The following is a 16,131-nucleotide window of genomic DNA, read 5'->3' on the forward strand; positions in this document are numbered from 1 at the left end:
GGCGGTCCGGGCGCTCAGGCGGGGTTCAGGAAAGCCAGCACCTCGTCGAGATGGCTGCGCTCGAAATCGCTGAGCGCGTGGTCCTCGCCTTCGACGATCTTGAGCCGGCTCCCCGGATAGCGGGCGGACATTTCCTTCCAGTCCAGCACCTCGTCGCCCTTGGCGATGACCGCGAAGAGGCGTTCCGGATGCGCCAGCGGGCCGACCTCGAGCGCGCGCAGCTCGTCGATGTATTCGGGCCGGAAATAGAAATGCTCGCTCGGGTCGTGCCAGGCCACCTGGTCGCCGATGTAGGCGGCCAGATCGCGGGCCGGATGCACCGCCGGGTTGAGCAGCACCGCGCGGCACCCCGCCTTCTGCGCGACGTGGGTGGCATAGAAGCCGCCGAGCGAGGAGCCCACCACGCCCATCGAAGCGCGCGGCCAGCCGGCGGTGCCCGACATGACGAGCTCGATGGCGGCCTTCGGCGACGGCGGGAGCTGGGGGCACCACCAGGCCGTTGCGGGGTGCTGCCGGGCGATGCGCTGCGCCATCAGCCGGGCCTTGGTGGACTGCGGCGAGGAGCGGAAGCCGTGCAGATAGAGCAGGTGGGTGATGGGCGGCGCGGAATTCATAGGGCAATTATCCGAACGCACCCTGAACGGCCCCGAAAGCCGACCGGACCGAACGGTCGCCGGCCCCACTGCCCGTGGGGCCGGGGCGCGGCGCGGGGGATAATCGAGGGCTATGTCAGCCGTCCTTCATCAACCCTCGCTCGCGCGCCGCCTGTTGCCGGTCTTCCAGGGTTTCGACGGCTACCTCCTTTTCGCCGTCCTCCTGCTGGCCGGGGCCGGGCTGCTCACGATGTACTCGTCCGGCTACGACCATGGCACGCGCTTCGTGGACCATGGCCGGAACATGGTGCTCGCGGCCGGCATCATGTTCGTGGTGGCGCAGGTGCCGCCGCAGCGACTGATGAAGTTCGCGGCGCCGCTCTATGTCCTCGGCGTGGCGCTGCTGGTGGCGGTCGCGCTCTTCGGGATCACCAAGAAGGGTGCGCAGCGCTGGATCAACGTGGGCGTCGTGATCCAGCCCAGCGAGATCCTCAAGATCGCGATGCCGCTGATGCTGTCCTGGTGGTTCCAGCGCCGCGAGGGCCAGTTGCGGGCGCTCGACTTCGTGGTGGCGACGGTGCTGCTCGCGGTTCCGGTCGGCCTCATCATGAAGCAGCCCGATCTTGGCACCGCGCTGCTGGTGCTGGCGACCGGGCTGTCGGTGATCTTCTTCGCCGGGCTGCCCTGGAAGCTCATCGTGCCGCCGGTCGTCATCGGCCTCGTCGCGGTGGCGCTGGTCGTCGGCTTCGAGTCGCAGCTCTGCGCGGACGGCTTCGACTGGCGCGTTCTTCACGACTACCAGAAGCAGCGCATCTGCACGCTGCTCGATCCGACCAAGGACCCGCTCGGCAAGGGCTTCCACATCATCCAGGGGATGATCGCGATCGGCTCCGGCGGCGTGCCCGGCAAGGGCTTCATGCAGGGCACGCAGACGCACCTGGAATTCATCCCCGAGCGCACCACCGACTTCATCTTCGCGGCCTACTCCGAGGAGTTCGGTCTGGTCGGCAACCTGTTCCTGATCGTCTCGTTCATCTTCCTGATCTTCCGTGGCCTGCTCATCGCGCTCGATGCGCCGACGCTCTTCTCGCGCCTCTTGGCCGGCGCGGTGACCATGATCTTCTTCACCTACGCCTTCGTGAACATGGGCATGGTGAGCGGCATCCTGCCGGTGGTGGGCGTGCCGCTGCCCTTCATCAGCTACGGCGGCACCGCGATGGTCACGCTGGGGCTGGGGCTCGGGATCCTGATGTCCATCGCCCGGGCCAAGAGGCTGGTTCAGACTTAGCGCGATTGCAGGGGCAAGCCTAGAATCCCCTGATGATTTCCCGCGAACCCACCATCGAGCGCCTGGCCACGGCGCAGCAACTCCTGCTCACGCCCTTCGGTCTCGACGAATCGCACCTCACGCGTGCGCTCGCCGAAATCGCCGCGCACAAGGTGGATGACGCCGATCTCTACTTCCAGTACACGCGCAGCGAAGGCTGGAGCCTCGAGGAAGGCATCGTCAAGACCGGCAGCTTCAGCATCGACCAGGGCGTCGGCGTGCGCGCGGTGAGCGGCGAAAAGACGGCGTTCGCCTATTCGGACGACATCTCGGAAGCCTCGCTGCTCGATGCGGCGCGCACGGTGCGCAGCATTTCGGCCGCCGGCCGCTCGGCCCGGGTCAAGGCGCCGGCACGCAAGATCGCGAGCAGCCGCTCGCTCTACGGCGGCATCGACCCGATCGCCACGCTCGACAGCACCGGCAAGGTCCAGCTGCTCGAAAAGGTCGAGAAGCTCGCGCGCTCGCGCGATCCGCGCGTCTCGCAGGTCATGGCCGGGCTGGCGAGCGAATACGACGTGGTGCTGGTCGCGCGCGCCGACGGCACGCTGGCGGCGGACGTGCGTCCGCTGGTGCGCCTGTCGGTGACGGTGATCGCCGAGCAGAACGGGCGCCGCGAAGTCGGGTCCGGCGGCGGTGGCGGCCGTTTCGGATTGGCGTACTTCGACGACGAGCAGATCGCCGAATACGTCGACCAGGCGGTCAAGTCCGCGCTCACCAATCTCGATTCACGCCCCGCGCCGGCCGGCGAAATGACCGTCGTGCTCGGCCCCGGCTGGCCCGGCATCCTGCTGCACGAAGCCATCGGCCACGGGCTGGAGGGCGACTTCAACCGCAAGGGCTCGAGTGCGTTCTCGGGCCGCATCGGCGAGCGCGTCGCGGCCAAGGGCGTGACCGTACTCGACGACGGCACCATCGCCGACCGCCGCGGCTCGCTCAACGTCGACGACGAAGGCAACCCGACGCAGCGCAACGTGCTGATCGAGGACGGCATCCTCAAGGGCTACATCCAGGATTCGCTCAACGCCCGCCTGATGAAGACCGCGCCCACCGGCAACGGCCGGCGCGAGAGCTACGCGCATTCGCCGATGCCGCGCATGACCAACACCTACATGCTGGCCGGCAGCCGTGCGCCCGATGAAATCGTCGCCAGCATCAAGAAGGGCCTCTATGCCGTCAACTTCGGCGGCGGCCAGGTCGACATCACGAGCGGCAAGTTCGTGTTCTCGGCCAGCGAGGCCTACTGGGTGGAGAACGGCAAGGTCCAGTACCCCGTGAAAGGCGCGACGCTGGTGGGCAATGGCCCCGACGCGCTGACCCGCGTGACCATGATCGGCAACGACATGGCGCTCGACTCCGGCGTCGGCACCTGCGGCAAGGAAGGCCAGAGCGTGCCGGTCGGCGTCGGCCAGCCGACCCTGCGGATCGACGGCCTCACGGTCGGCGGAACCGCCTGATCGTCCCCGTCGCTCAGTCCTCTTTCGGGGCCTGTCCCGCGCGTCGGCGCAAGGTCGGCAGGCCGACACCCGCGGCATCGAAGCCGCCGTCGACGGCGATCACCTGGCCGTTGATGAAGCTGGCCGCCGGACTGCAAAGGAAGCCCACGGTGGCCGCCATCTCCTCGGTCGTGCCGTAGCGCCCGAGCGGGATGGTGTCGTAGTAGTCCGAGCGGATGGCCACGCTGTGGACCAGCTTGGCCATCTCGGTCTCGACCGGCCCCGGCGCGATGGCGTTCACGCGGATGCCGGCATTGCCGAGTTCCACCGCCTGCTGCTTGGTGAGATGGATGAGCGCGGCCTTGCTGGTGCCGTAGGCCACGCGCAGCGTGCTGGCGCGAAGGCCGGAAATCGATGCGATGTTGACTACCGCGCCGCCCCCTGTCCTCAGCATCACCGGCGCGCACGCCTGGGTGCACAGGAAGGCGCCGTCGAGATTGACGCCGAGCACGCTGCGCCATTCCTCGAACGACGTTTCCCCGATCGGCTTGAACACCGCGATGCCGGCGTTGTTGACCAGCGCGTCGATGCGCCCGAAATGCGAGGCCACGGCATCGATACCGGTGCGCACCGCTTCGGGATCCGAGACGTCGCGGTGCAGGGCGAGGACCGCGTCGGGCCGATCGAGCGCGGCCGCGGCGGGCTCCAGCGTTTCGCGGTCGATGTCGATCAGCGCGACGCGCCAGCCGTGCGCGAGGAACCAGCGGCCGATCTCCAGGCCGATGCCGCGAGCGCCTCCGGTGACGACGGCGACCGGGGAGGGGGATGTGGACGTGTTCATGGGACTTCGTGAGAGGGGGCGGACGTGCCTGCCGCAGTGTATCTGCGGCGTCCGCGATGGTTGATCCCGCGCCCTATACTCCCGCCCCGAGGAGCGCGGCGCCCGTCCTCCGGGGTGCATGCCGCGAGTTCGCCCCCACAGACACCACCAAAAAGGAGACAGCGAATGAATTTCACTCGACGCCGGATACTTGCGGCCAGCGGCGCATCGGCCCTCGCGATCCCGGCCAGCCGGGCCTTTGCGCAGAAGGCCGAGTTCACCTACAAGTACGCGAACAACCTGCCGGTCAGCCACCCGATGAACATCCGGGCGAAGGAGATGGCCGACGCGATCCGCGCAGAGACCCAGGGGCGCGTCGATATCCAGCTCTACCCCAACAACCAGCTCGGCTCCGACACCGACATGCTGAGCCAGCTGCGCTCCGGCGGCATCGAGTTCTTCACCCTGTCGGGCCTGATCCTGTCGACGCTCGTGCCGTCGGCCTCGATCAGCGGGATCGGGTTCGCCTTCAATGACTATGCCAGCGTGTGGAAGGCCATGGATGGCGAGCTCGGGGCCTTCATCCGCGGCCAGATCGCGAAGGCCAACCTCGTCGTGATGGACAAGATCTGGGACAACGGATTCCGCCAGATCACCTCGTCGAGCAAACCGATCGCGACGCCCGAGGACATGAAGGGCTTGAAGATCCGCGTGCCGGTCTCGCCGCTGTGGACCTCGATGTTCAAGGCGCTCGACGCATCGCCGGCTTCGATCAACTTCGCCGAGGTCTACTCCGCGCTGCAGACCCGGATCGTCGATGGCCAGGAGAATCCGCTGGCCATCATCGCGACGGCCAAGCTCTACGAAGTGCAGAAGTACTGCTCGCTCAGCAACCACATGTGGGACGGCTTCTGGTTCCTCGCCAACAAGCGCAGCTGGGACAAGCTGCCGCAGGACCTGCAGGCCATCGTCGCCAAGAACATCAACGCGGCCGGCATGAAGGAGCGCGCCGACGTCGCCGAGCTGAACGCGAACCTGCAGAAGGAACTCGCGGCCAAGGGGCTCGCCTTCAACCAGCCCGATCCGACGGCCTTCCGGGCCCAGCTGCGCAAGGCGGGCTTCTATTCGGAGTGGAAATCCAAGTACGGCGACGAGGCCTGGGCGCTGCTCGAGCGCGGCGCCGGCAAGCTGGCGTGACGACCGCGCCGCGCCTGCAAGACCTGCCGGGCGAGCACCCCGCCGAGACGGCCTGGCGCCGCGGCCTGGCGCGGCTCGACGTCGCGCTGGGCTGGCTCGTCGAGGGGCCGGCCGCATTGCTCGTGGTCGCGGACATCGTCGTGTTGTTCGCGGGCGTCTTCTCGCGTTTCGTGCTCCATCGCCCGCTCGTCTGGTCCGATGAGCTGGCCTCGATCCTGTTCGTGTGGCTGGCGATGCTGGGCGCGGTGATCGCGCTGCGGCGCGGCGAGCACATGCGCATGACCGCGCTGGTGTCGAGACTCGCACCGCCGGGACGGGAGATGTTCGAGGCGATCGCGACTTGCGCTGCCCTGGCCTTCCTGGCGCTCGTGGCGTGGCCCGCATGGCAGTACGCGGCGGACGAGGGCGCGATCACGACGCCTGCGCTCGAGATCTCCAACCTGTGGCGCGCCGCGGCGCTGCCTGCGGGCATCCTGCTGATGGCCGCGTTCTCGCTCTTGCGGCTTCTTCGCCATGCGCGGCGCCGGCCGGCGCTGCAGGCCGTGGCGATCGTCGCGGCGGTGATCGCGGCCTTCTGGTTCGGGCGCTCCGCCTTCGCGGATCTCGGGCGCCTCAATCTGTTGATCTTCTTCGTCGGCGTCGCCGCGGGAAGCGTGTTCGCCGGCATTCCCATCGCCTTCGCCTTCGGCCTCGGAACCTTCAGCTATCTGGCGCTCGGCACCGAGACGCCGCTGCCGGTCATCATCGGGCGCATGGACGAAGGCATGTCGCACCTCATCCTGCTGGCGGTGCCGCTGTTCGTCTTTCTCGGCCTGCTGATCGAGATGACAGGCATGGCGCGCGCGATGGTCGCCTTTCTGGCCAGCCTGCTCGGCCATGTTCGCGGCGGGCTGTCCTACGTGCTGGTCGGCGCGATGTACCTCGTGTCGGGCATCTCGGGGGCGAAGGCCGCCGACATGGCCGCGGTCGCGCCCGCGTTGTTTCCGGAGATGAAGCAGCGCGGCGCGGACGACGGCGAGCTGGTCGCCCTGCTCGCGGCCACGGGCGCGCAGACCGAGACGGTGCCGCCGAGCCTGGTGCTCATCGCCATCGGCTCGGCCACCGGCGTGTCGATCGCCGCGCTCTTCACCGGTGGCTTGCTGCCGGCCGTGGTGCTGGGCATCGGGCTTTGCGTCGTTGTCCATCGACGCAGCCGCGGCGACGACGCGAGCCGGACGCCGCGCAGGCCATGGCGCGAGATCGGCCGCCTGTTCGCGATCGCCTTGCCCGCGCTCGCATTGCCGTTCGTCATTCGCGCCGCGGTGGTCGAGGGCGTGGCGACCGCCACCGAGGTGTCGACGATCGGCATCGCCTACGCGATCGTCGTCGGCCTCCTCTTGTATCGCCAGTTCGACTGGCGCCGTCTCGGGCCCATGCTGGTCAGCACGGCGTCGCTCTCGGGGGCGATCCTGCTGATCATCGGCACCGCGACGGCAATGGCATGGGGGCTCACGCAGTCCGGGTTCTCCGGCTGGCTGGCCGGCTCGATGGCCACACTTCCCGGCGGCGCGCCGACCTTCCTCGCGATGTCGATCCTCGCCTTCGTGGTGCTCGGTTCGGTCCTGGAAGGGATTCCGGCGATCGTGCTGTTCGGGCCGCTCTTGTTCCCGATCGCGCGGTCGATGGGCGTGCACGAGGTGCACTATGCGATGGTCGCGACCCTTTCCATGGGCCTGGGCCTGTTCGCGCCGCCGCTGGGCGTCGGCTTCTATGCCGCCTGCGCGATCGCTCGCGTGCACCCCGATCGTGCGATCGGGCCGATGGTCGGCTACATGCTGGCGCTCCTGATCGGCATCGTCGTGATCGCGGCCGTGCCGTGGCTGTCCATCGGCTTTCTCTAGCCTTGCTCGACGGCCTGCGCGTTGCGCCGCGCAGAAGCCCGAAATTTCGGATCCACCGGCGCCTGTGCTACATTCGACACCGATGTCCGCTCTCCGCGCTTATTTCTTTGCCTACTTTTGGTTCCCGAATATCGGCGGACGAGAGGCGCGCGCGTAAAGCAAGCAGACAAACAGAACCTCCCAGAACCGCCGGTGCCAAAAGCCCGGCGGTTTTTTCTTGCCCCACGAAATCACGACACAACCGAAGGAACAACACATGAGCTCCAAAGCCGCCGCTAGCGACAACTGGTATGCGAACGTCGAAAAGACCAGCCGGACCGACGACGAACGCATCAAGGACATCACTGTGTTGCCTCCTCCAGAACACCTGATCCGTTTCTTCCCGATCCGGGGGACGCAGGTCGAAACCCTCATCACCGGCACCCGCCGGGCCATCCACCACATCATGTCCGGCAAGGACGACCGGCTGCTGATCGTGATGGGGCCGTGCTCGATCCACGACCCGGCGGCCGCCCTCGAATACGCGCGGCGCCTGAAGGCCGAGCGCGAGAAATACGCCGGCACGCTGGAGATCGTGATGCGCGTGTATTTCGAGAAGCCGCGCACCACGGTCGGCTGGAAGGGCCTGATCAACGACCCGTACCTCGACGAAAGCTTCCGCATCGACGAGGGCCTGCGCATCGCGCGCCAGCTGCTGATCGAGATCAACCGCATGGGCCTGCCGGCCGGCAGCGAGTTCCTCGACGTGATCTCGCCGCAGTACATCGGCGACCTGATCTCGTGGGGCGCGATCGGTGCCCGTACCACCGAAAGCCAGGTGCATCGCGAGCTGGCCTCGGGCCTGTCGGCACCGATCGGCTTCAAGAACGGCACCGACGGCAACATCCGCATCGCGACCGATGCGATCCAGGCGGCGGCGCGCGGGCATCACTTCCTCTCGGTGCACAAGAACGGGCAGGTCGCGATCGTGCAGACCAACGGCAACAAGGACTGCCACGTGATCCTGCGCGGCGGCAAGGCGCCCAACTACGATGCCGCGAGCGTCGCGGCCGCATGCAAGGACCTCGAGGCGGCCAAGCTGCATCCCACGCTGATGGTCGATTGCAGCCATGCCAACAGCAGCAAGCAGCACCAGAAGCAGATCGATGTCGCGAAGGACATCGCGGCGCAGGTGGCGGCCGGCAGCCGCAGCATCTTCGGCCTGATGGTCGAGAGCCATCTGCATGCCGGCGCCCAGAAGTTCACGCCGGGCAAGGACTCGATCGAGGGCCTCGAATACGGCAAGAGCATCACCGATGCGTGCCTGGGCTGGGAGGATTCGAGCCACGTGCTCGAACTGCTGTCGCAGGCGGTCAAGCGCCGCCGCGGCTGAGTGCGTCCGGGCCGGGGGGCCGCGCTTCAGATCAGCGCGGCCAGCTCCGGCCAGTGGTGCCGCAGCAAGGCGGCCTCGTCGCCGTCGGGGCGCATGAAGGCGAAGTCGTCGAAGTCGAAGCCCGGCCCGACGGTGCAGCTCACCAGCGTGTAGTCCGCGTCGCCCTGGCCTTTGATCGGCTGCGCCGCCTGCCACTGGCCCGCCGGCACCGTGTGCTGGGGCCGCGTGCCGTGGACGTCGACCGGGCCCAGCCGCACATGCGCCGGCGGCGTGCGCAGCGCGGCATCGCTGGTCCAGAGCGCCAGTGGCGCGCCTTCCAGATGGATCCACACCTCGTCGGACTGCACGCGGTGCCAGCGCGAATGCTGGTGCGCCTCGAGCAGGAAGTAGATGGTCGTGAGCGCATCGCGCGCGGGCCGGCCGTCATCGGGCTGCACCTGCGCCGATGAGCGGTAGATCTCGTGAAACCAGCCGCCCTCCGGATGGGGCTGCAGGTTCAGGGTTCTGATCAGTTCCTGTGCGCGCATGGTGCGAATGTTAGACCTCGGGGCCGAGTCACCGCGATGCGCGCAGCGAAGCCAGCAGCTTGTCGTGCACGCCGCCGAAGCCGCCGTTGCTCATGCACACGATGTGATCGCCCGGCCGGGCGGCGGCCACCACCTGGGGGACCAGCGCATCGATACCGGCGGCGACTTTCGAGCGCTCGCCGAGCGGCGCGAGTGCTGCCGCCGCGTCCCAGTCCAGCCCGCCGCTGTGGCAGAACGACAGATCGGCCGATTCGAGGCTCCAGGGCAACTGCGCGGCCATGGTGCCCAGCTTCATCGTGTTGCTGCGGGGCTCGAAGACCGCGAGGATCCGGTCGGCCCTGCGGCCGTCGGCGTCCAGCTTCTGGCGCAGGCCGTCCAGGGTCGTGCGGATGGCTGTCGGGTGATGCGCGAAATCGTCATACACCGCGATCGCGCCCTGCGGGCGGTCCACCACGCCGCGCAGCTCCATGCGGCGGCGCACGTTGCGAAAGCTGCCGAGCGCGTCGGCCGCCGCGGCCGGCGCGACGCCGACGTGCTCGGCCGCCGCGATCGCCGCGAGTGCGTTCATCTGGTTGTGCTGTCCGGTGAGCGCCCACTGGACGCGGCCGACGGAGGCGCCGCCGCGCAGCACCTCGAAGGCGTCATGCGTGCCTTGCGCCTGCCATTCGCCGCCGGCGCCGAAGCGCGCGAGCGGACTCCAACAGCCCTGGGCCAGAACGCGGCGCAGGCTTTCTTCGGTCGCGTTGACGACGATCCGGCCGCTCGCCGGGACGGTTCGCACGAGATGGTGGAACTGCCGCTCGATCGCCGCGAGGTCGTCGAAGATGTCCGCGTGATCGAACTCCAGGTTGTTCAGGATCGCGGTGCGCGGACGGTAGTGGACGAACTTGCTGCGCTTGTCGAAGAAGGCGGTGTCGTATTCGTCGGCCTCGATCACGAAGGTGGACTTCCCGCCGCGGCCCAGCCGGGCGGACACGCCGAAGTCCAGCGGCACGCCGCCCACCAGGAAGCCCGGCGCCAGTCCGGCGCGCTCGAGGATCCAGGACAGCATCGAGGTCGTGGTCGTCTTGCCGTGGGTCCCGGCGACGGCCAGCACATGCCGGCCCTGGAGCACGTGCTCCGCCAGCCACTGCGGACCGCTGGTGTAGTTCGCGCCGGCGTCGAGAATGGCTTCCATCAACGGAAACTTGGGCGTTCCGTCGGCCAGCCGGGCGCGGGAAACCACGTTGCCGACCACGAAGACATCGGGCTTGAGCGCCAGTTGATCGGCACCGAAGCCTTCGATGAGATCGATCCCGAGCGCGCGCAGCTGGTCGCTCATCGGCGGATAGACGCCGGCGTCGCAGCCGGTCACCCTGTGGCCGGCTTCGCGCGCCAGCGCGGCAAGGCCGCCCATGAAGGTGCCGCAGATGCCGAGAATGTGAATGTGCATCGGCCGATTCTAGGGATGCGGTAGGGACGCTGGCGCCCGGCCTTCTGCGCACGCGCTACTGAGGGCAAAATGGCCCGATGGACGATGCCAAGCAGGAAATCGCCGCGACTGCGGCCCGCCTCGTGGTCGAGGAGGGGCTCGAATACGGCCCCGCGAAACGCCGCGCGCTGCGCGACCTGGGACTTCCTGCGCGCACCGCGCTGCCCAACAACGACGAGATCGAGGCCGAGGTGCGCGACTACATCCGGCTTTATTGCGCCGACACGCAGCCCAAGGAACTGCATGCGTTGCGGGTCCTCGCGCTCGAATGGATGGAGCACATGGCGGAATTCCGCCCGCATATCGGCGGCGCCGTCTGGCACGGCACCGCGACGCGGCTTTCCGACATCTACATCCAACTCTTCTGCGACGACCCGAAATCGGCCGAAATCGCGCTGATCGACCACCATGTGGACTACGAGCCGCGCATGGTCACCGGCTTCCACGGCGAGCAGGTGGAGGCGCTGAGCCTTCATGCGGCGAGCCGGGCGCTCGGCGAAGAGGTCGGCGTGCACCTGATGGTGTACGACCTCGACGACCTCCGGGGGGCGCTCAAGCCCGATTCGCAGCATCGCGTGCCGCGCGGCAACCTCGCAGCGCTGCGGCGCCTGATCGAAAAGGAAAACGGATGACCTCGGGACCGACCCGGCGCGGCCTGCTTTACGGTGGGGTCGCGGTGTTTGCCGCAGCTGCCGGAATCGGTGGCGCGTACTGGCGCAATCGCGCCTCGGAGCAGGGCGGCGAGCGTCTCGACGAGGCCTTCTGGTCCCAGCGATTCGACCGGCCGGAGGGCGGCGAGCTGTCGCTGGCGAGCCTGCGCGGCAAGCCGCTGCTGATCAACTTCTGGGCCACGTGGTGCCCGCCATGCGTCGAGGAAATGCCGATGATCGACGCCTTCTTCCGCGAAAATGGCGTCAACGGCTGGCAAGTTGTCGGATTGGCCATCGATCAGCCGAGTGCAGTGCGCAAGTTCCTGGAAAGGACGCCGGTCAGCTACCCGATCGGGCTGGCCGGTCTGCATGGCACGGAACTGGTCAAGAACCTCGGCAACACCTCGGGCGGCCTGCCGTTCACCCTCTTCATCGATGGTTCAGGTTCGGTCGCGGCGCGTAAAATGGGCAGGCTCGACCCGAGCGACCTGCAAACTTGGCGCCGCGCCTGAGATCGCGGCTAGAATCCGGCCCCACCAATTTGGCAGATGGCGGTAAAACGCCGAAATAAGCCGAAATTCAGGCGAGTTAAGTTCTAATAACCGGCAAGGCCGAGGCTGGAGTCCCATGGATCTACGAAAGCTCAAGACACTGATCGATCTGGTGTCTGAATCCAATATTTCCGAGCTGGAAATCACCGAAACCGAAGGCAAGGTCCGGATCGTGAAGGGTGGCCCCGCTGCGCCGGTCCAGTACGTGCAGACCGTTGCCACCCCGGCGGCAGTGCCCGCCATTGCCGGCGTCCCTGCGCCCGCCGCCGCAGCGCCGGCCGCCGCCGCACCGGCAGTGACCGGGCACGCGGTCAAGTCGCCGATGGTCGGCACCTTCTACCGGTCGTCCAGCCCCGGCGCCCCGGCGTTCGTCGAGATCGGCAGCCAGGTCAAGGAAGGCGACACCCTCTGCATCATCGAGGCGATGAAGATCCTCAACGAAATCGAGGCCGACAAGGCGGGCACCATCACCCAGATCCTCGGCGAGAACGGCCAGGCGGTCGAATACGGCCAACCGCTGTTCATCATCGAGTGACCATGTTCAAGAAGATCCTGGTTGCGAACCGCGGTGAGATCGCCTTAAGAATCCAGCGCGCCTGCAGCGAGCTCGGCATCAAGGCCGTCATGGTCTATTCGGAGGCCGACCGCGATGCCAAATACGTCAAGCTGGCCGAAGAAGCGGTGTGCATCGGCCCCGCGCCTTCGTCGCAAAGCTACCTGAACATGCCCGCCATCATCTCGGCCGCCGAGGTGACGGACTCCGAGGCCATCCATCCCGGTTATGGCTTCCTGAGCGAGAACGCGAACTTCGCCGAGCGGGTGGAGCAGAGCGGCTTCCAGTTCATCGGCCCCTCGCCCGAGTCGATCCGCATCATGGGCGACAAGGTGTCGGCGAAGCAGGCCATGATCAAGGCCGGTGTGCCCTGCGTGCCCGGTTCCGACGGCGAACTGTCGGACGATGCCGCGGCCAACAAGCGCATCGCGCGCGCCATCGGCTATCCGGTGATCATCAAGGCCGCGGGCGGCGGTGGCGGGCGCGGCATGCGCGTGGTCCACACCGAGGCGGCGCTGATCAACGCGATCCAGATGACCAAGGCGGAAGCCGGCGCGGCGTTCAACAACCCGGCCGTGTACATGGAGAAGTTCCTCCAGAACCCGCGCCACATCGAGATCCAGGTGCTGGCCGACAAGCACAAGAACGCGGTCTATCTCGGCGAGCGCGACTGCTCGATGCAGCGCCGCCACCAGAAGGTGATCGAGGAATCGCCCGCCCCGGGCATTCCGCGCAAGCTGATCGAGAAGATCGGCGAGCGCTGCGCGATGGCCTGCAAGAAGATCGGCTACCGCGGCGCAGGCACCTTCGAGTTCCTCTACGAGAACGGCGAGTTCTACTTCATCGAGATGAACACGCGGGTGCAGGTGGAGCATCCGGTGACCGAGTTCACCACGGGCATCGACATCGTGAAGACCCAGATCATGGTGGCGGCGGGCGAGAAGCTCCCGTTCACGCAGCGCCAGATCGAGATGCGCGGCCACGCGATCGAGTGCCGCATCAACGCCGAGGACCCGTACAAGTTCACGCCTTCGCCGGGCCGCATCACGATGTGGCACCCGCCGGGCGGCCCCGGCGTGCGCGTGGATTCGCATGCGTACACGAACTACTTCGTGCCGCCGAACTACGACTCGATGATCGGCAAGATCATCGTCTACGGCGACACGCGGGAGCAGGCCATGGCGCGCATGCGCACCGCGCTCAACGAGACGGTGATCGAAGGCATCCAGACCAACATGCCGCTGCACCGCGAACTGATGGTCGACGCCAACTTCATGAATGGCGGCACCAACATCCACTACCTGGAAGAGTGGCTGGGGGCGCATAAACGATGACCACCCCCGTTGCTTGCTCACTGCGTGTAGCCTCCTCCCCCCTCAAGGGGGCGACGCCAGTGGCCCGGCCAAGCCGGTTCCACGGCGTCCCGCGAACGGGCTTCGCTGCGCTCGCCCAAGAAGAGTTCTGAGGTCTGTCGTGTTTGAACTTCGCCTGCTTGTGCCGGAAGAGAGTGTCGAGATCGTCAGCGATGCGCTCGACGCGCTCGATGCGCTGAGCGTCTCGGTCGAGGATGCCGACGCGCAGACCGATGCCGAGCAGGCCCTGTTCGGCGAGCCCGGCATGCCGCCGCCCAAGGAGGGCTGGCAGCATTCGCGGGTGATCGCCCTGTTTGCCACCGAAGACGCGGCGCGGGAAGCGGCTACGGTGCTCGCCGCGCAGGACTTCTTCGCCGGCTGCAGCGTGGTCGGGGTGATCGACGTGCCCGAGCAGGACTGGGTGCGATTGACGCAGTCGCAGTTCGCGCCGGTCGAGATCACGCCCGAGTTCTGGATCGTTCCGACCTGGCATGAGCCGCCGGAACAGGCGCGGCAGGTCATCCGCCTCGACCCCGGCCTGGCCTTCGGAACGGGAACGCACCCGACCACGCGCATGTGCCTGCGCTGGACCGCTTCGCGCGGCGATCTCGCGGGCCTGCGCGTGCTCGACTACGGATGCGGCTCGGGCATCCTCGCGATCGGCGCGGCGAAGTTCGGCGCGCGCGACATCGACGCGGTCGACATCGACGAGGCCGCGGTCGAATCGACGCGCCTCAATGCCGACGCGAACGGCGTGCGCCTCCATGCCGGCTTGCCGGACGCTGCGAACGGCCGCTATGACATCGTGCTGGCGAACATCCTCGCGACGCCGCTCAAGGTGCTCGCGCCCTTGCTCTGCGGCTACGTGGCAGCGGGGGGCTCGCTGGTGCTGGCCGGCATCCTCGAGCGGCAGGCCGACGAGCTGAAGCAGGCCTACGCGCCCTATGCGTCGCTCGAAGTCTCGGACAGCGAGGACGGCTGGATCCTGATGACGGCGCGGCTGTAGCCGGTCGTGCCTCAGGCGGAGGCAACCCTACAATCTGCGCCTCATGAGTCTGGTCACCCGCTGCCCCGCGTGCGCCACCCCGTTCAAGGTGGTCAGGGACCAGCTTCGCATCTCCGACGGATGGGTGCGATGCGGGCGCTGCAGCCAGGTGTTCGATGCGACCGTGGATCTGCAGGACGCGGCTGAGTTCTCCGTGGAGCCCCCCGCTGCGCCGCCTTCGCCCGTGGCGGACGCGGTGGTCGAGGAGCATCCGCCCGAAGTCGATGTCCCGCATGAACCGGCGGCTGTCGCCGAACCGGCGCCTTCGGCCTTGCCTGAGGCGCATGCCGACGCTGCCGCATCCGCCGATGCGGAAACGGACTTCTTCGACGACCTGCACGACGAGCTGAGCGCCGACCCGGCGCCTCCATCGGCCGATCCGGTGCCGGCCCCCGAGGCAGCCCCTGACGAGGAGGATGCGCACGTCGACCCGCCCGTTCGCGGGGCGCTCCCCGATATGGCATGGCCTGATGCGGACATGCTGTCGCTGGGGGATGAAGGGCGCGCGGCGGTTCGTCCGCCGGTGCCGCCTCCGCTGTCCTTTCCCGACATCGATCTTTCGCTGTCCTCGCCGCTTGCTGCCACCGCGCCGGCGCCGCTGGCTGCGGCCGTGGCGACCTCGGCGACCGCCAGCGAGTCCGCATCCGAGGATGATGCGAGCCAGGTGCAACTGCACAAGGCGCTGCGCCGCGCGCGCGTCAAGTCGGCAAAGATCGCGAAGGCCAATATGGCGCGCGAGCGGAAGGCCGCGCAGGCCGACACCGCACCCGTGGTGCTGGCCGCCAGCGAGCTCGAACCCGCCACCCTGCCGATGGCCGCCGAGATGCCCCCATTCCTCGGGGCCGAGCCGGCGAATGGCTTCTGGCAGCGTCCCGCGGTGCGCCGCTCGATGGCGCTGCTCGCGGTCCTCGGGGTCGCGCTCCTGCTGGCGCAGATGGCCTATCAGGAGCGCGATCTGATCGTCGCCCGTCAGCCCTCGCTGCGTCCCGCGATGACGTCGATGTGCAGGGTGCTCGGCTGCGAGATCTCCGCGCTGCGCCAGATCAACGACATCAAGGTCGACGGCGCGTCGTTCGCGCGCGAAAAGAACGACGACGGCTATCGATTCAGCTTCACGCTGCGCAATACAGCGGACGTCCCGCTCGCGATGCCGGCGGTCGAGCTGTCGCTGCTCGATACGCAGGAGCGCGCGGTCGTCAGGCGGGTGCTCATGCCCGCGGAATTCGGCGCGCCGAACGTCCTGCCCGCGCGGTCGGAGCGATCGGCTTCGCTCTCGCTCAGGCTCACCGGTCCGGAGGCTGCGCGCATGCCGCCCGTGGCCGGCTTTCGCGTCGAGACGCTCTATCCCTGAGCGTCACGC

15 protein-coding genes are annotated in these 16,131 nt (G+C 67.9%); 11 read left to right on the forward strand and 4 right to left on the reverse strand.

The features are described 5' to 3' along the window. Positions 1 to 14: 14 nt before the first annotated feature. Positions 15 to 614 carry a YqiA/YcfP family alpha/beta fold hydrolase gene (locus tag VAR608DRAFT_RS19550; protein WP_088955558.1) on the reverse strand — a complete coding sequence of 200 codons (600 nt, stop codon included), beginning with the start codon at positions 612 to 614 and terminating at the stop codon, positions 15 to 17. A 112-nt stretch (positions 615 to 726) separates the two neighbouring features. Here VAR608DRAFT_RS19550 and rodA point away from each other — a divergent pair, with 112 nt between their 5' ends. Continuing rightward, positions 727 to 1,881 (forward strand): rod shape-determining protein RodA, encoded by a 1,155-nt coding sequence (gene rodA / locus VAR608DRAFT_RS19555; protein ID WP_088955559.1) that lies wholly within the window; start codon positions 727 to 729, stop codon positions 1,879 to 1,881. A 32-nt stretch (positions 1,882 to 1,913) separates the two neighbouring features. Next, positions 1,914 to 3,374, forward strand: coding sequence for a metalloprotease TldD (gene tldD / locus VAR608DRAFT_RS19560; protein ID WP_088955560.1), 1,461 nt, complete (start codon positions 1,914 to 1,916; stop codon positions 3,372 to 3,374). A 13-nt stretch (positions 3,375 to 3,387) separates the two neighbouring features. On the opposite strand, the gene VAR608DRAFT_RS19565 is transcribed toward tldD, so the two are convergent. Continuing rightward, entirely contained in the window at positions 3,388 to 4,194 is an 807-nt protein-coding gene (locus VAR608DRAFT_RS19565; protein WP_088955561.1) for an SDR family NAD(P)-dependent oxidoreductase, read from the reverse strand. A 165-nt stretch (positions 4,195 to 4,359) separates the two neighbouring features. On the opposite strand from VAR608DRAFT_RS19565, the gene VAR608DRAFT_RS19570 reads away from it, so the two are divergent. From VAR608DRAFT_RS19570 to VAR608DRAFT_RS19580, 3 genes are all read left to right on the forward strand, one after another. After that, positions 4,360 to 5,370, forward strand: a complete 1,011-nt coding sequence (locus VAR608DRAFT_RS19570; RefSeq protein ID WP_088955562.1) for a TRAP transporter substrate-binding protein — start codon at positions 4,360 to 4,362, stop codon at positions 5,368 to 5,370. Then, on the forward strand, positions 5,367 to 7,250 hold the full coding sequence (locus VAR608DRAFT_RS19575; protein ID WP_443082877.1) for a TRAP transporter large permease: 1,884 nt from the start codon (positions 5,367 to 5,369) through the stop codon (positions 7,248 to 7,250). The genes VAR608DRAFT_RS19570 and VAR608DRAFT_RS19575 overlap by 4 nt, the downstream gene beginning before the upstream one ends. 256 nt (positions 7,251 to 7,506) lie before the next feature. Then, entirely contained in the window at positions 7,507 to 8,622 is a 1,116-nt protein-coding gene (locus VAR608DRAFT_RS19580; RefSeq protein WP_088955563.1) for a 3-deoxy-7-phosphoheptulonate synthase, read from the forward strand. 26 nt (positions 8,623 to 8,648) lie between these two features. Here VAR608DRAFT_RS19580 and VAR608DRAFT_RS19585 read toward each other — a convergent pair whose 3' ends face one another. Together VAR608DRAFT_RS19585 and mpl are read right to left on the reverse strand one after the other, a co-directional pair. Continuing rightward, entirely contained in the window at positions 8,649 to 9,149 is a 501-nt protein-coding gene (locus VAR608DRAFT_RS19585) for a cupin domain-containing protein (protein ID WP_443082878.1), read from the reverse strand. Positions 9,150 to 9,177: 28 nt separating this feature from the next. Further along, on the reverse strand, positions 9,178 to 10,581 hold the full coding sequence (gene mpl, locus VAR608DRAFT_RS19590; protein ID WP_088955565.1) for a UDP-N-acetylmuramate:L-alanyl-gamma-D-glutamyl-meso-diaminopimelate ligase: 1,404 nt from the start codon (positions 10,579 to 10,581) through the stop codon (positions 9,178 to 9,180). Between the two features lie 77 nt (positions 10,582 to 10,658). Between mpl and VAR608DRAFT_RS19595 the strand changes: the two genes are divergently transcribed. The 6 genes from VAR608DRAFT_RS19595 (at position 10,659) to VAR608DRAFT_RS19620 (ending at position 16,122) form a co-directional block, all read left to right on the forward strand. After that, complete coding sequence (locus VAR608DRAFT_RS19595) at positions 10,659 to 11,252, forward strand: hypothetical protein (protein WP_088955566.1); 594 nt, start codon at positions 10,659 to 10,661, stop codon at positions 11,250 to 11,252. Beyond that, the gene (locus tag VAR608DRAFT_RS19600; protein ID WP_088955567.1) at positions 11,249 to 11,782 is read left to right on the forward strand and encodes a TlpA family protein disulfide reductase; all 534 of its coding nucleotides are present in this window, start codon (positions 11,249 to 11,251) and stop codon (positions 11,780 to 11,782) included. Before VAR608DRAFT_RS19595 ends, VAR608DRAFT_RS19600 begins: the two co-directional genes overlap by 4 nt. Before the next feature lie 115 nt (positions 11,783 to 11,897). Continuing rightward, a complete protein-coding gene (gene accB, locus VAR608DRAFT_RS19605; RefSeq protein WP_088955568.1) occupies positions 11,898 to 12,356 on the forward strand; it encodes an acetyl-CoA carboxylase biotin carboxyl carrier protein in 459 nt (152 codons plus the stop codon). A gap of 2 nt (positions 12,357 to 12,358) precedes the next feature. Further along, positions 12,359 to 13,708, forward strand: coding sequence for an acetyl-CoA carboxylase biotin carboxylase subunit (gene accC, locus VAR608DRAFT_RS19610; RefSeq protein ID WP_088955569.1), 1,350 nt, complete (start codon positions 12,359 to 12,361; stop codon positions 13,706 to 13,708). A 139-nt stretch (positions 13,709 to 13,847) separates the two neighbouring features. Beyond that, positions 13,848 to 14,732: a 50S ribosomal protein L11 methyltransferase gene (prmA, locus tag VAR608DRAFT_RS19615; protein ID WP_088955570.1), complete on the forward strand. Its 885-nt coding sequence runs from the start codon at positions 13,848 to 13,850 to the stop codon at positions 14,730 to 14,732. Positions 14,733 to 14,775: 43 nt separating this feature from the next. Continuing rightward, entirely contained in the window at positions 14,776 to 16,122 is a 1,347-nt protein-coding gene (locus VAR608DRAFT_RS19620) for a zinc-ribbon and DUF3426 domain-containing protein (protein ID WP_088955571.1), read from the forward strand. The last annotated feature ends 9 nt before the right edge of the window (positions 16,123 to 16,131 follow it).

Origin of the sequence: Variovorax sp. HW608, from assembly GCF_900090195.1 — a bacterium.
Classification (GTDB): Bacteria; Pseudomonadota; Gammaproteobacteria; order Burkholderiales; family Burkholderiaceae_C; genus Variovorax.